At 62.3% G+C, this 13,333-nt stretch carries 9 protein-coding genes; 3 read left to right on the top strand and 6 right to left on the bottom strand.

Annotated elements, in window-relative coordinates:
- Nucleotides 1-58: 58 nt before the first annotated feature.
- From PXK01_RS00575 to PXK01_RS00550, 6 genes are all read right to left on the bottom strand, one after another.
- Nucleotides 59-1,252 carry a calcium-binding protein gene (locus PXK01_RS00575; RefSeq protein ID WP_274858429.1) on the bottom strand — a complete coding sequence of 398 codons (1,194 nt, stop codon included), beginning with the start codon at nt 1,250-1,252 and terminating at the stop codon, nt 59-61.
- A gap of 326 nt (nt 1,253-1,578) precedes the next feature.
- Nucleotides 1,579-3,120 carry a calcium-binding protein gene (locus tag PXK01_RS00570; RefSeq protein ID WP_274858428.1) on the bottom strand — a complete coding sequence of 514 codons (1,542 nt, stop codon included), beginning with the start codon at nt 3,118-3,120 and terminating at the stop codon, nt 1,579-1,581.
- Nucleotides 3,121-3,567: 447 nt separating this feature from the next.
- A complete protein-coding gene (locus PXK01_RS00565; RefSeq protein ID WP_274846770.1) occupies nt 3,568-4,086 on the bottom strand; it encodes a bactofilin family protein in 519 nt (172 codons plus the stop codon).
- Nucleotides 4,076-5,407 (bottom strand): DUF5930 domain-containing protein, encoded by a 1,332-nt coding sequence (locus PXK01_RS00560; RefSeq protein ID WP_274858426.1) that lies wholly within the window; start codon nt 5,405-5,407, stop codon nt 4,076-4,078. The genes PXK01_RS00565 and PXK01_RS00560 overlap by 11 nt, the downstream gene beginning before the upstream one ends.
- A 173-nt stretch (nt 5,408-5,580) precedes the next feature.
- On the bottom strand, nt 5,581-6,423 hold the full coding sequence (locus PXK01_RS00555; RefSeq protein WP_274858425.1) for a ferritin-like domain-containing protein: 843 nt from the start codon (nt 6,421-6,423) through the stop codon (nt 5,581-5,583).
- Between the two features lie 283 nt (nt 6,424-6,706).
- Nucleotides 6,707-7,183, bottom strand: a complete 477-nt coding sequence (locus tag PXK01_RS00550) for a peroxiredoxin (protein WP_274858424.1) — start codon at nt 7,181-7,183, stop codon at nt 6,707-6,709.
- A gap of 46 nt (nt 7,184-7,229) precedes the next feature.
- Between PXK01_RS00550 and PXK01_RS00545 the strand changes: the two genes are divergently transcribed.
- From PXK01_RS00545 to PXK01_RS00535, 3 genes are all read left to right on the top strand, one after another.
- A complete protein-coding gene (locus PXK01_RS00545) occupies nt 7,230-10,715 on the top strand; it encodes a YhdP family protein (protein WP_274858423.1) in 3,486 nt (1,161 codons plus the stop codon).
- Between the two features lie 44 nt (nt 10,716-10,759).
- Complete coding sequence (gene queA, locus PXK01_RS00540; protein ID WP_274846888.1) at nt 10,760-11,830, top strand: tRNA preQ1(34) S-adenosylmethionine ribosyltransferase-isomerase QueA; 1,071 nt, start codon at nt 10,760-10,762, stop codon at nt 11,828-11,830.
- A 213-nt stretch (nt 11,831-12,043) separates the two neighbouring features.
- Nucleotides 12,044-13,318, top strand: a complete 1,275-nt coding sequence (locus tag PXK01_RS00535) for an MFS transporter (RefSeq protein ID WP_274846775.1) — start codon at nt 12,044-12,046, stop codon at nt 13,316-13,318.
- Nucleotides 13,319-13,333: the final 15 nt, after the last annotated feature.

The following is a 13,333-nucleotide window of genomic DNA, read 5'->3' as shown; positions in this document are numbered from 1 at the left end:
ATTGGAAAAACGGTCTCCCCGCAGTATCGCGCTGCGGGGAGGCGCCTTTTACCGCTTGCTAGCCGCCGAAGATGAACAGTTCGGCCTCAAGCAGGGCGTTCTGGTTCGTGTCCAGAATGCGCAAGCTTACATCATCAAATGAAATGACAACGTCCTGACCGTCCTGCTCAAAGGACAGGTCGGTCATCTGCCGCGCGCCGGTTTCGATGCTGATGCGGTCTTGTGCCAGTTCGAAATCCGTAATGGTGTCATTGCCATCGCCGCTGCGGAACACGAAGATATCCCGTCCGGCGCCCCCTGCAAGCCGGTCATCGCCATCGTTCCCGCGCAGGGTGTCTTTGCCCTTGCCGCCGCGGAGCGTATCGGAGGCATCGCCACCATCCAGATAGTCCGCGCCGCCATGGCCCAGCAGCCGGTCGTCGCCATCGCCGCCATAAAGGCTGTCCCGTCCCCGGTTGCCGAGGATCTGATCCGCCCCGTCACCACCGAAGATCACATCATTCCCGGCGCCGCCGCGCGCGAGGTCATCGCCGCCGCGCAACTGGATCTCATCGTCGCCCTGCAATCCCAGGAACATGTCATTTGAGCCGCCACCTTCCAAGTAATCGGCGCCGGTGGTGCCGGGTGTCGGCTCGGCGGGTTCCTCTGGTTCTTCCGGTTCAGGGTCGGTTCCCGGCAGATCTGCGTTCAGATTGATGACACGATCATCCAGCGCCAGAATCTCCACATTCCTCAGCTGATCGGTGCCCCATTCGCTGCTCACCTCAATCCCCTGACCGTTGCGCGTGATCTCAACCTCGGAAAAACTGCTGCGCAGGATAAAGGTATCGGTGCCGGAGCCGCCATCTACGGTGTCATTGCCGCGGTTCAGCTCAATCCGGTCGTTGCCCAGACTTGTATTCCACCGCTCGTCTGCAGAGCTGCGCGACACGACCCTGTCGTCGCTTTCGAAGAGGAACTGTGCCACCTGGACGGGGGAGTATGTACGGAGTTGGTTGTAACTGAGCGAGAAGTCCCGCACCGAAGCCACGATTTCCCCGTTCTGCAGCAGAGTGATACTGGTCACGTTCCTTTGGTCGGGAGAAACCGCTGAAAAGTCGCCGCGTACCTGCCAGGTGTGGCCATTGCTCCCACGTGCCTCGATTAAACGGGAGTTCACCCGGACGGCTTCTGCGCCGGTAAGATCGCGATGGACGAGCAGGTTGGAAAAGGCATGTGATCCGCTTGGGTCGTGGATGGTGATGGTGGACATATTGGCTCCAACAGGCGGGCGGCGAAGCGCCGGAAATCAGTTTTTGAGGCGGGAAAGAAATAGAGAAGACCTAGAAATACACGTGTGGTTTTGACTGTCCTATTTGGCTTTGGGTTGCTGGTTTACTCTACCAATGCGTGAGGGTGCGCCGCAATAGCATGGTTAAACAATAGTTAATGCCTAAGGTCGGAGATGCGAGGTGAGATCATCTGCAGTGGGCGCACATGCACGGTTGTTGCGGGTGTATTTGCAACCCGCATCAACCGTGCATGTGCGACGCCCTCACCTGAGGGGCCACACATGTTGGTCGCGTCCTTCGCCCTGGATCAGAACAGGAAGTTGTCAGCCTGATCAATGTCCGACAGCTGCGCGTTTTCAATCAGAATGGTCACGTCGGAAAAGGCGACCAGGACATCGTCACCCTGTTGGGAGATCTCCAGCTGCCTGAACCGGGAGGCGCCCAGGCCGATTTCGATGTGATCCATGCCGACAGTGAAATCGGAAATGGTGTCATTGCCATGGCCCTTGCGGAAGGCAAAGACATCGGCCCTGTCGCCACCGGTCAGCAGATCATCACCCTTGGCACCGATGAGGGTGTCGCGCCCTTGGCCGCCCTCAAGGGTGTCGTTGCCAGAGCCGCCATTCAGCGTATCGCCGCCATCGTCACCTCTCAGGTGGTCATCGTGGTTGCCGCCGTTGATCTGATCATCGCCCTTGCCGCCCTGCAACGTATCGTTGCCGGAACCGCCGTTCAGCGTATCGTTTCCATCGTCACCACTGAGCTGGTCGGCGTGCCTGCCACCGTTTATCTGATCGTCGTGATCTCCCCCTTCGAGCGTATCGATGCCGGAACCGCCATTCAGAATGTCATTTCCGTCACCACCCGTTAGGTCGTCATTGTGGTTGCCGCCATTCATTTGATCGCGGCCCTCGCCGCCCAGAAGGCGGTCCCGACCGTGGCCCCCATCAAGGACATCGTCGCCACCGCCGCCGCTGAGGCGGTCAAAACCGGTGCCACCGATGATGGAATCGTCGCCACTATTGCCAATCAGCCTGTCGTGACCCTCCGCGCCGTCCAGGCGATCATCGGAATCGTTGCCGAAAATCAGGTCATCTCCCGAGCCACCGTTGAGCGTATCATTGCCTCCCGATCCGAACAGCGTGTCATTTCCGGTCAAGCCATTCATCACGTCGGCACTCATGGTTCCCTCCATGAGATCCTCGGTGGACGTGATCTGTTGATCACCCGATATCGGATTGCGGGTTCCGTCCCCAATTGTTACCGCAAGAGTCCGGTCCAGAAATTGAAGGTTTTCAACCGAGGTGAAGGTATCCTTCCCGTCCAGGGTCCTGACAGTGATACCTCTAAACCCACTGACCGTGCTGGTTTCAAAGGTTGCGCTGGCAAAGGTGGCGTTGATGATCAGCCTGTCGGTGCCGCTTCCGCCGTCAATCGTGTCGTCGCCGCTCCCCGGGTTGATTGTGTCATCGCCGGCGCCTGCCTCCCAGCGGTTTCCCCTCGTGGAGGTGACGTTGAAGGTGTCATTGCCCTGGGTGGCGTAGGTGGTGAAAGAGTTAGAGCCAACGTTGGAATAGCTGGTGAACGGAACATCAAGCCCCGTGGCCGAAAACGCGGTGACGCCTTCGATTTGCAGGGTAATGTTTCGGATGGTCCCGGTTACCGTATAGCCAGTCGAATAAAAGCTCCCGGAGACCGAATAGAAAACCGATTCCCCCCGGTTGTTGATACCGGTTAGGGATACCGTCGATGTGCTTGTCGTGACCGGCGTGATATTCCTTATGTAATAAGTTTGCAGGTCTCTGACCGACCAGGTTTCGGTTGAATTGTTGATTGTAAACGTTGCCATTGGGTCTTCTTCTTTGGGTATTGGATTTCTGAATTATTGGATGTGGGTCACAGATCAGGATCAGATGTGGCAGGTCTCAGATCAGTTGGGGCGGGTGCAAGAGAGGGCCGAGGCACTGTCCGGGCTGGCGTTGAATTCTGCTTGGGGACAGGTAACGCCCTGAACCCGGACGGGTTTTCTTGTCAAATCAGCATCCCCATTCAAGGCCCTGCAGTGGAAAGCGTGGCTGAAATCCGCGCGTGCACGTCAGATCTTTGTACAACCTGTGAATGATGCCTTCAAGGCGCATGTTTAAAAAAAGCTTAAGTTAAGGCTGGCACGGGATAAGCTCAGCCGCCGCAATAGCGCAGGCTCCACACTCAAGCTGGGTAAAAAGAAAACGCCGCAAGATCTTGCGGCGTTCATAGGTTTGCAGACCGGGAAATGCCCGATCAGGCAAGTGAGGCGTCAGCTGTCCGACTTGGCGGCGGCAGGTGCTGCGGCAGCAGCTGCCGGTGCGGCCTTTTTGCCTCCGGGGTTCAGCGGGTCATCCTGACGCTGCACGGAGCCTTCGAAATGGGCGCCGCTCTCGATGGCGATGGTCTTGTGAATGATGTCGCCCTCAACCCGTGCGGTCGAGGTCAGGCGTACCTTGAGGCCGCGCACGCGTCCCACGATCCGACCGTTGATCACCACGTCATCGGCGGTGACTTCACCCTTGATGGTGGCGCTTTCACCGATGGTCAGCAGGTGCGCACGGATATCGCCTTCGACGGTGCCCTCGACCTGGATGTCGCCGGTGGTCTTCAGGTTGCCGGTGATGTGCAGATCAGAGCTGAGCAGCGATGCGGGCGGCTTGGCCTTGGGCGGGCTGGCCTTGAAATCGCTTGCAGGCGCAGCGGCGGGCGGCGCGCTTGGCGTTGCGGCAGCTGGGGTTGCTTCGGCCTGCTTGGGCCCGGGCTCGTTGATTTTGCTTTTAGAAAACATTTCGTGCAGCCTTGATGTAGGTCATAGGGTTTACGGGTGTTCCGTTGACCCGCACCTCGTAATGAAGGTGGGTCCCGGTGGACCGTCCGGTGTTACCCATATCAGCAATGTGATCCCCGCGCGAGACCCTTTGACCGACCTTCACGCGGAGTTTGGAGTTATGGGCATATCTGGTTTCGATGCCAAAGGCATGGCGAATGGTAACCAGCCTGCCATAGCCGGACTGCCAACCCGCATGGGTGACAACGCCGTCGGCGGTGGCAAAGATATCGGTGCCGGTGCGGCCGGCAAAATCGGATCCCTTGTGCAGCCGACGTCCGCCCGTCTTGGGATCGCGCCGGTAGCCATAACCTGACGTCTGGCGCACCTGGCCCAGGTTCACCGGCGTGGCAAAGGGCGCTTGCTGCGCGGCCATGCGATAGAGGTTCAGCTGGTTGAGCTCATTGAGGATCCGGTTGGCCCGCAATTCCTCGGCCGTGGGTTCCTCACCGCGCGTGGACAGCGCCAAAGGGGCCAGCGGCCCACCCTGACCGTTATAGCCGCGCCGGACCTGTTCCAGGATGCGGTCGGGCGCCATGCCCGCCTTGCGGAACATCTTGTCCAGCGGGGTCACGGAAACGGTGACCGCCTCTTCCAGCTGGCGGAAGATCTGGTTGTTGCGCTCGTCCATCAGCTTGAGTTCCATCTCAAGCGAATCCCGTTCCTGAAGCGCGGAACGCGCATCCGAGCGGATCTGATCGCGCTCCCCGGCGGTTTCGGCCAGGGCGGTGGAGAGGAACTCCATCTGCAGCGGGGCGATGGCTGCGGCCAGTTGCGTGTTGCCGTCTGCTTCGGTTTCCTTGCGCAACTCGGCCAGGGTCGCGCGGGCACTATCGCGTTGGCTCATGGTTTCGCGCAGGGTGGTCTGGATCACCTCGATGCCGGTTTCCAATTCGCGGCGCCGGGTTTCAGAGGCCAGAAGTTCCGACTGCATGTCCGAAATCTGCGCCAGGGCGGCATTGAAGCGCCGCTGGGCCGCCAGCGCCTCTTCGGCGCGGCTGTCGCGTTCGGAGGCAATTGCATCCAACCGGCTGCGGTAGGTCATCTGGTCGCGCTTGGCCTGTTCACGGAAATTCCCGGCGCCGATACTGTCCATCAGGACGATGGCCGTGGCGATGATCGACCAGCCGACAAACAGGCCTGTTCCGATGACGGCCACCAGCTGTGTTTCCGGTCGCAGACGGATGAACCGGGTATCGGTATCGGATTTCAGGAAAACGCGACGTTCCGGTAAGTGACGCTCCAGAAAGGCGTGAATTTTGATAGTCAGACGTGTCGGCACGCGCTGATCCTTGTTCCATCCCATTTGTCATGATGTGCCCCGTCAAGGCGCAGACCATGGCCCATTTGAATAGCCAGACCGCCCTGCTTGGGCAAGTCTGTTGACCAATTTGAAGGGAATTCCTGCTGTCAGGCCGGGCAATTGGCGGAATACTGCCGGGCGCCCCCGGTGGATCAGTCGAGCTTGGGTTGCGCCCCTGTCTCGGTAAGCGGCCAGTAGAAATCGGGCGGCAGCCCCGCCTCGGCGCGCTTTTCCTCGTTGAACGGGGGCTTCAGGGTGCTGTGGAAATACTTGCGCACCAGGGCGTGGAAGACGTCCTTGGGGTCCAGGTTCTCGCGGCCGCAGAGGAAATGAAACCATTTCGAACCATAGGCCACATGGCCGACTTCCTCGCTGTAGATCACCTCAAGCGCCTCGACCGCCTGGGTGAGCTTGGCCTTGCGGAAGATCTCGATCATGCCGGGGGTAACATCCAGCCCGCGTGCCTCCAGCACCATGGGCACCACCGCGAGGCGGCCCATCAGATCCTCTGCGGTGTCTTCCGCCGCGCGCCACATGCCCGCATGGGCGGGCAGGGCGCCATAATGGCTACCAAGGCTTTCAAGGCAGTCGCACATCAGGTTGAAATGTTTCGACTCCTCATCGGCCGATTTCACCCAGTCGTCAAAGAACCCCATCGGCATGGGGACATGGGAAAAGCGGGCGATGATGTCCCAGTGCAGATCCACGGCGTTGAGTTCGATATGGGCAACGGCATGAAGGAGGGCGATACGCCCCGCTTCGGAGCCGGGCTTGCGTTTGGGAACGTCGCGCGGGTCCAGCAGTTCGGGTCTTTCCGGGCGGGCCGGTTGCAAAGGCGGGTTGGCCGTGCCGATCGCGATGTCCGGCGCCTCCCCACGCCGTGCAGCGAACCAGCGGGCGGCATGGCGGCGCGACAGAGCGGTCTTCTCGCGGCCGTCGGCGGTGGTGAGAACCTCGGTGGCCATCTGTGCAAGGGAAAGGGGGGTGTCGCTCATAGTGCCTCTACCTGAATTGTGCCTCTGGCTGATCTGTGCTGTCCCCGGTTCCTGCACCTTCGGTCGGTCTTTGGCAATGGGGGCGGAATGGGAACTCCTCGGGCAGGCTCCCGCCCGTCGTCGATCATTTGAGGAAATGATCTCCTCCCGTTGGGCCCGGCGCCGCGCATCGCGCGGCGCCGGGCCCAAGGCCGCCAAGGGCAGGGCCAACAAGCCCTGTTCCGCGGGCGCGGGAGCCCCACCGGATGATTGGCGTTGAAAGGATACGGGCGGCGGTGTTCGCTCAGAGCGCCGTGACCGCTTCCAGAACCTCTTCCACGTGGCCATCGACCTTGACCTTGCGCCAGATGCGCGCGATGCGCCCTTCGGCGTCGATCAGGAAGGTGGAGCGTTCGATTCCCCAGTGTTTCTTGCCGTACATGTTCTTTTCCTTCCACACACCGTAGTCCTCGCAGGTGGTGCCGTCCGCATCGGACAGCAGGGGCGTGGTCAGCTCATGTTTGGCGACGAATTTGTCGTGTTTTGCCACCGTATCCTTGGAAATTCCGAATACTGCGGCGCCCGCATCGGCAAAAGCCTGCAAAGATGCTGAAAACCCAATGGATTCCTTGGTGCAGCCCGGCGTATCATCGCGCGGGTAGAAGAACAGAACGACCGCCTGGCCCTTGAGGTCCGCGAGGGAGACCTCGCCACCGCCATCACGGGGCAGGTTGAACAGAGGTGCGGGAGTGGAGGGGGTGAGATCGGATGGTTCGGACATTGTGGTCTCCGCTTCGTTTCACAGTTTCGGGTGCCATAGATAGCCTATGGTAGGCAAAGGAAAAGAACAGATCGAACCTTTGGCGCATCATCGCGAGTCCGACGGGCCAGAGGCCGCGCGTGCCGAACCCGTGCCGGGGCCTGCTGATGCCGTGGCCGAGCAGGCGCAGGACTTGCGCGCCGCCGTGCCCTGGCGTCTGCGGGCGCTCAAACGGATGGTGCGCCTTGTCGCAGTGCTGTGCCTGATCGCCGCGGGAGCCCTCTATTTCGGTATCGGGACCCGGCTTGATGCGCCGCAATGGCTGCGTCAGCGGGTGGAGGCGCGGCTGGAACAGAACCTGGGCGGCTTGAAGATCGAATTCGGTCAGATCCACATGGTGGTGAACCGCGGCTGGCGGCCCCGGATCGGCCTGCGGGATGTCGCCCTGATCCAGGCTGATGGAACTCCGGTCGCACGGCTGGCGGATGCAGAGGTCTCTCTGGCCATGCGTCCTTTGCTGAAAGGGCAGATCCAGCCCAAGAAGATCTGGCTGAGCGGGCTCTTTGCCTCTTTGCGGCGGGGGGCTGACGGCAATTTCCAACTGAGCTTCTCCGAGGCGGGATCGCCCTTGCGGTCGGCCTCGGACCTGCCACAGCTGATCGAGCACTGGGATGCGCAGTTTGAACGGCCTGAGCTGGCTGCCTTGACCGAGGTTGCGACCGAAGCGCTGACTCTGCGCTATGAGGATGGCCGTCTCAATCGGGTCTGGACCCTGGATGGCGGCTCTGTACGCTTGGCGCGCGAGGGCAAGAGCCTTGCGCTTTCGGGAGGCTTTTCGGTGCTCAGCGGTCGGCAATACGTCGGCACGGTTGAGGCCAACTACAAGTCGGATATTGGCGATGCATCGGCGGATTTTGGGTTCCTGATCAGCGAGATCGCCAGCGAGGACATTGCGGTGCAGGCGCCGGCCCTTGGCTGGCTGCAGGCGCTGAGGGCACCGATCTCCGGGTCCTTGCGGGGCGGCCTGGGCAAAGAGGGCGAGCTGTTGACCCTGTCCGCCAGCCTGCAGATCGGCAAGGGGGTGATCCAGCCGTCGCAGGAAACCCGGCCGGTCCCGATCGAAAGCGCACATAGCTATTTCACCTATTTCCCCGCCGAGCAGGCGCTGCGGTTCGATGAGCTGCAGGTCAAAAGCGGCTGGGTTTCGGGAACGATGGAAGGCCGGGCCAATCTGAGCGGGATCGAAAACGGCCGCCTGACCGAACTGGTCGGGCAATTGCGGTTTACCAATCTCCTTTTGAACCCGAACTACCTTTACGACAGGCCGCTCGAACTGGCGGGCCTGCGCGCCGATTTCCGGCTGGAGCCGGATCCCTTCCGCCTGCAGCTGGGGGAAATACTGGTGCGCGATGGGAAGTCACGCATTCTGCTGGACGGCTCCGTCGCTGCCCGGCCCGAAGGCTGGACCTATGCGCTCAACGGTCGTGTGGACCAGATGTCGGTTGACCGGATCAAGGAGCTGTGGCCCTCCGCCGCGCCTCCGAAACCGCGCCAATGGGTCCGGGAGAACCTGTATCGCGGTCGTGTCGTCGATGGGCATGTTGCGTTGCGCGGGGCGGGGCTGGAAAAGCCGTTCCTGCATGTGGATACCAGTTTTGCCGGGGTCGAGGCCCGGTTTCAGAAACACATGCCGCCCGTGCAGGAGGCCGCGGGCCAGTTCAGCCTGCATGGTACGCGGCTGGTGGTCACGGCAAGCGCGGGAACCGTCATGGCCGAGGACGGCGGTGCGGTCGATGTCACCGGCACCTCCTTCATCATCCCGGATACCTCGGTCAAAGGTGGCGCACCGGGGATTGTTCGGGTGCAGGCCTCCGGGTCGGTGACGGCAGGCCTGTCGCTGCTGAATCGGCCGCCGCTTGCGGTGATGTCCAAGGCAGGCCTGCCGGTGACCCTGGCAGAGGGGCAGGCCCATGTCACCGGGACCCTGTCCTTGCCCCTGCGCCAGGGGGTGACACCGGAGGAGATCCTTTATCACTACACAGGGGAAGTCAGGGATGTGCACAGCGCGGTGCTGGTGCCGGGGCAGGAGGTTGCAGCGGATCGCTTGCAGCTGAGCGGCGATCAGGGCCATGTCACCCTCTCGGGCGACGGCACCCTGTCCGGTATCCCGCTGCAGGCGACCTGGCGGCAGGAGATTGGCCGCGATGCCGATACAACCAGCTATGTGAATGGCGAAGTCACCCTCTCGGAAGCGGTGTTGGAGGCTTTCAACATCGGCCTGCCGCGCGGCTCGGTCTTTGGGGAGGGGCAGGCCCGGTACGACCTGCGCCTGACACCGGGGGCGCCGCCCGAGTTGAGCCTGACCTCGGCGCTGGAGGGCATCGGCCTGCAGATCCCGTCCTTGAGTTGGCGCAAGCCGGAAGCCAGCAGCGGCCTGCTGGATATGATCGTGACGCTGCGCAGTGAGCCTTCGGTGGACCGTCTGCGCCTTGAGGCGGCGGGGCTGAAGGCCGAAGGCACCGTGACCACCCGCGAGGACGGCAGCCTGGACCGGGCGCTGTTCAGCGCGGTCTCCCTTGGCGACTGGCTGCGGGCTCCCGTCGCCATTGTCGGGCGCGGCACTGCCGCCCCCGCCATCCGGATCGAGGGCGGCATGATCGACATGCGCCGCGCCCCCTTCACCAGTTCCAGCGGCAGCACCGGTTCCGCTGACAGCGGCGCTTCGGGGCCGATCACGCTGGCTCTGGAGCGGCTCCAGGTGACCGACAGTATCGCGCTCAATGGCTTCAACGGCGCCTTTGTCACCCGTGGCGGGTTTCGCGGCGAATTTGCGGCGCGGCTGAACGGGCAGACGCCGCTGACCGGGATCGTGCTGCCGGAACAGGGCGGCACGGCAACGCGGATCAAATCGGAGGACGCAGGGGGGATCTTTCGTGCCGCCGGCGTGTTGCGGCACGGGCAGGGCGGGACATTCGACATGACCCTGGTGCCCGCCGCCCGGCCCGGCGAATACGACGGGCGCATGACCGTGCAGAACACCCGCGTCAAGGATGCGCCCTCGATGGCGGCCCTTGTCAATGCGCTGAGCCTGGTGGGCCTGGTCAACGAACTCTCCGGACAGGGTATTTTGTTCTCAGAGGTGGAGGCCAGCTTCCGGCTCGGCGCCACCCATCTGATTGTTCATGAAAGCAGCGCGGTCGGCCCCTCGATCGGCCTCTCCATGGATGGGAACTACGATCTGAACACCTCGGAGCTGGATATGCGCGGGGTGATCTCGCCGATCTACATGGTCAATGCCATTGGCAGCGTGCTGACCCGCAAGGGCGAGGGATTGATCGGGTTTGCCTTCCGGTTGCGCGGCAGCTCGGATGATCCGAAGGTGCAGGTTAACCCGTTGTCGGGTCTGGCTCCGGGCATATTAAGAGAGCTGTTCCGCGGTCGCGCACCGCAGGTGCCGGGGCAGGAACCGGCGGCCGCGCCGCCCACCAGCGGCCCCCTGGCGCCGGAAAAGAAGCCGACTGCGCCCGCCTCCGCCCAGGGGGGCGAACGCTGACAATTTCCGTGGTAAAGCGAAGGCAAAGCCCCTATATGGCCGCCATGAAACTGAGCGACTTTGATTTCGACCTGCCCGAGGATCTGATTGCAACCCGTCCCGCAAGCCCCCGCAGTGCGGCGCGTTTGCTGGTGGCACAGGGGGCAGAGATCACCGATGCCCATGTCTATGACCTGCCGGACTGGCTGCAGCCCGGTGACCGGCTGGTCCTGAACGATACCAGGGTGATCCCGGCGCGCCTGTCGGGCCTGCGCCATCGCAGCGGTGCCCAGGGGCAGACCGCCGCCCGGATCGAGGTCACCTTGCTGGAACCGGGTGCGGATGGCACCTGGACCGCGCTGTTGAAACCTCTGAAAAAGGTGAAGATCGGCGAGACGATCCGTTTTGCCGAAGGGTTCGAGGCGGTTCTGGATGCAGTGACGGACGGGCAGGGCGCGCTGCGTTTCAACCTAGAGGGCGATGCCTTCGAGGCGGCGCTGTCAGAGGCGGGCGCCATGCCCCTGCCACCTTATATCGCGGCCAAACGCGCAGCGGATGACCAGGACAAGACCGACTATCAGACCGTCTGGGCCAAGAATTCCGGTGCCGTGGCGGCGCCGACCGCATCGCTGCATTTCGACGAGCCGCTGCTGAAAGCCCTGGCGGCAAAGGGCGTCAGCTTCACCTATGTGACCCTGCACGTGGGGGCTGGCACCTTTCTGCCGGTCAAGGTCGAGGATGTGACCACCCACAAGATGCACGCGGAATGGGGCTGCGTCAGCCCCGAGGCCGCCGCCGAAATCTCTGCGACCAAGGCGGCGGGGGGACGGGTCATCCCGGTGGGGACAACCGCCCTGCGGCTGATCGAAAGCGCCGCCCGCAGCGGTGAGATCGCCCCTTGGGAGGGAGAGACAGACATCTTCATCTACCCCGGTTTCACCTTTCACGTGGCCGATGCGCTGATGACCAACTTCCACCTGCCGCGGTCGACCCTGATGATGCTGGTCTCGGCCCTGATGGGGCAGCAGACTATCCGAGAGATCTATTCCCATGCGGTCGAGAACCGCTATCGCTTCTTTTCCTATGGCGATGCGTCGCTTTTGATCCCCCCTACGGCGGCGGCGGATCAGACCTGACCTGCCTGCCGCGGCAGGGTGTCGAAAGGAGCTGCAGCGGGCGGGCACTGAAACACCGGTGCCGGGCCATGAAACTGTGCGCCATGGTCGTGCCTTGCAAGATTGCCCTTTCCCCGGTTTCAATGCGAGGCTAAGGGGCACAGGAATGCATGGCGCGGCGTTCCTTCTGTCCGGGTGGACAGGGTGGCGCGCGGCTGGAAAGGAATACGAGCAATGTGGCAGGTGCTGTCGAGCGCATGGGCGCTGCTGTTGGGCATGGGGATGCTGATGATCGGCAACGGTCTTCAGGGCACCATCCTGGGCGTGCGCGGCGATTTGGAAGGGTTTTCCACGCTTGAGATGTCCTTTGTGATGTCGGCCTATTTCGTTGGCTTCCTTGGCGGATCGCGCATGGCGCCCGAGATGATCCGGCGGGTCGGCCATGTGCGGGTCTTTGCGGCACTGGCTTCGCTGATCTCGGCGGTGATGATTCTTTATCCTGCGATCACCAACCCCTTTGCCTGGATGGCTGGGCGCGTCCTGATCGGCTTTTGCTTTTCCGGCGTGTATGTCACCGCGGAAAGCTGGCTGAACAATGCCGCCGACAATGCCAACCGGGGCAAGGCGCTGTCGCTTTACATGCTGGTGCAGATGCTGGGGATCGTCTCGGCCCAGGCGCTGATGCTGGTGGGCAACCCGTCGGGCTACGAGACATTCGTGATCGCCTCGGTGGTGGTTTCTGTTTCCTTTGCGCCGATCCTGTTGTCGATTTCGCCGACACCGGCCTTTGACACCACGAAACCGATGAGCCTGCGCGAGCTGATGCAGGCCTCTCCGCTGGGCTGCGTCGGCATGTTCCTGCTGGGGGGGGTCTTTTCGGCGCAGTTCGGGATGAGCGCGGTCTACGCCGCATCCGCCGGGCTGCCGCTGCCGCAGATTTCACTGTTTGTCGCCACCTTTTACGTTGGCGCATTGGTGCTGCAATATCCGCTGGGCTGGATCTCGGACCGCGTCGATCGCCGTGTCGTGATCCTGTTTGCTGCGGCCTTCAGCGGCGCAGCGGCGGTTTTGGGCATGGCCCTGGGCGGGAACTTTGTATTCCTGTTGGCGGCGGCCTTCCTGATCGGCGGTATGACCAACCCGCTCTATTCGCTGCTGATCGCCCATACCAATGATTACCTCGACTACGACGACATGGCTGCGGCCTCGGGCGGGCTGGTCTTCATCAACGGCCTGGGCGCCATCACCGGACCGCTGATCACCGGCTGGTTGATGGGGGAGAACGTCTTTGGCCCGCCGGGCTTCTTCCTGATCATGGCGGTGCTGACCTTTGCCCTGGCAGCCTATGCGGCCTACCGGATGACGCAGCGTGCCTCCATTGCCGCGGATGAATCAGGCTCCTTCGCGCCGATGGCGCCGACCGGGTCGCCGGTTGCGGTAGAATTTGCGCAGGAATATGTGATCGAGACCGAATTGGAAGAGCAAGAAGCCGCGCAAGAGCATGGATGATTGCGCTAACCTTCG

The organism is Phaeobacter sp. PT47_59, from assembly GCF_028890025.1.
In the GTDB taxonomy this organism is placed as follows: domain Bacteria; phylum Pseudomonadota; class Alphaproteobacteria; order Rhodobacterales; family Rhodobacteraceae; genus Phycobacter.
Note: the sequence above shows the minus strand (reverse complement) of the source record. Positions and strands in the feature narration are given on the sequence as shown.

Bases quoted from the DNA above. Each gene is read 5' to 3' on its own strand.
- PXK01_RS00575 (WP_274858429.1), bottom strand. From the start codon at position 1,252: ATGTCCACCATCACCATCCACGACCCAAGCGGATCACATGCCTTTTCC.
- PXK01_RS00570 (WP_274858428.1), bottom strand. From the start codon at position 3,120: ATGGCAACGTTTACAATCAACAATTCAACCGAAACCTGGTCGGTCAGA.
- PXK01_RS00565 (WP_274846770.1), bottom strand. From the start codon at position 4,086: ATGTTTTCTAAAAGCAAAATCAACGAGCCCGGGCCCAAGCAGGCCGAA.
- PXK01_RS00555 (WP_274858425.1), bottom strand. From the start codon at position 6,423: ATGAGCGACACCCCCCTTTCCCTTGCACAGATGGCCACCGAGGTTCTC.
- PXK01_RS00550 (WP_274858424.1), bottom strand. From the start codon at position 7,183: ATGTCCGAACCATCCGATCTCACCCCCTCCACTCCCGCACCTCTGTTC.
- PXK01_RS00545 (WP_274858423.1), top strand. From the start codon at position 7,230: ATGGTAGGCAAAGGAAAAGAACAGATCGAACCTTTGGCGCATCATCGC.
- queA (WP_274846888.1), top strand. From the start codon at position 10,760: ATGAAACTGAGCGACTTTGATTTCGACCTGCCCGAGGATCTGATTGCA.
- PXK01_RS00535 (WP_274846775.1), top strand. From the start codon at position 12,044: ATGTGGCAGGTGCTGTCGAGCGCATGGGCGCTGCTGTTGGGCATGGGG.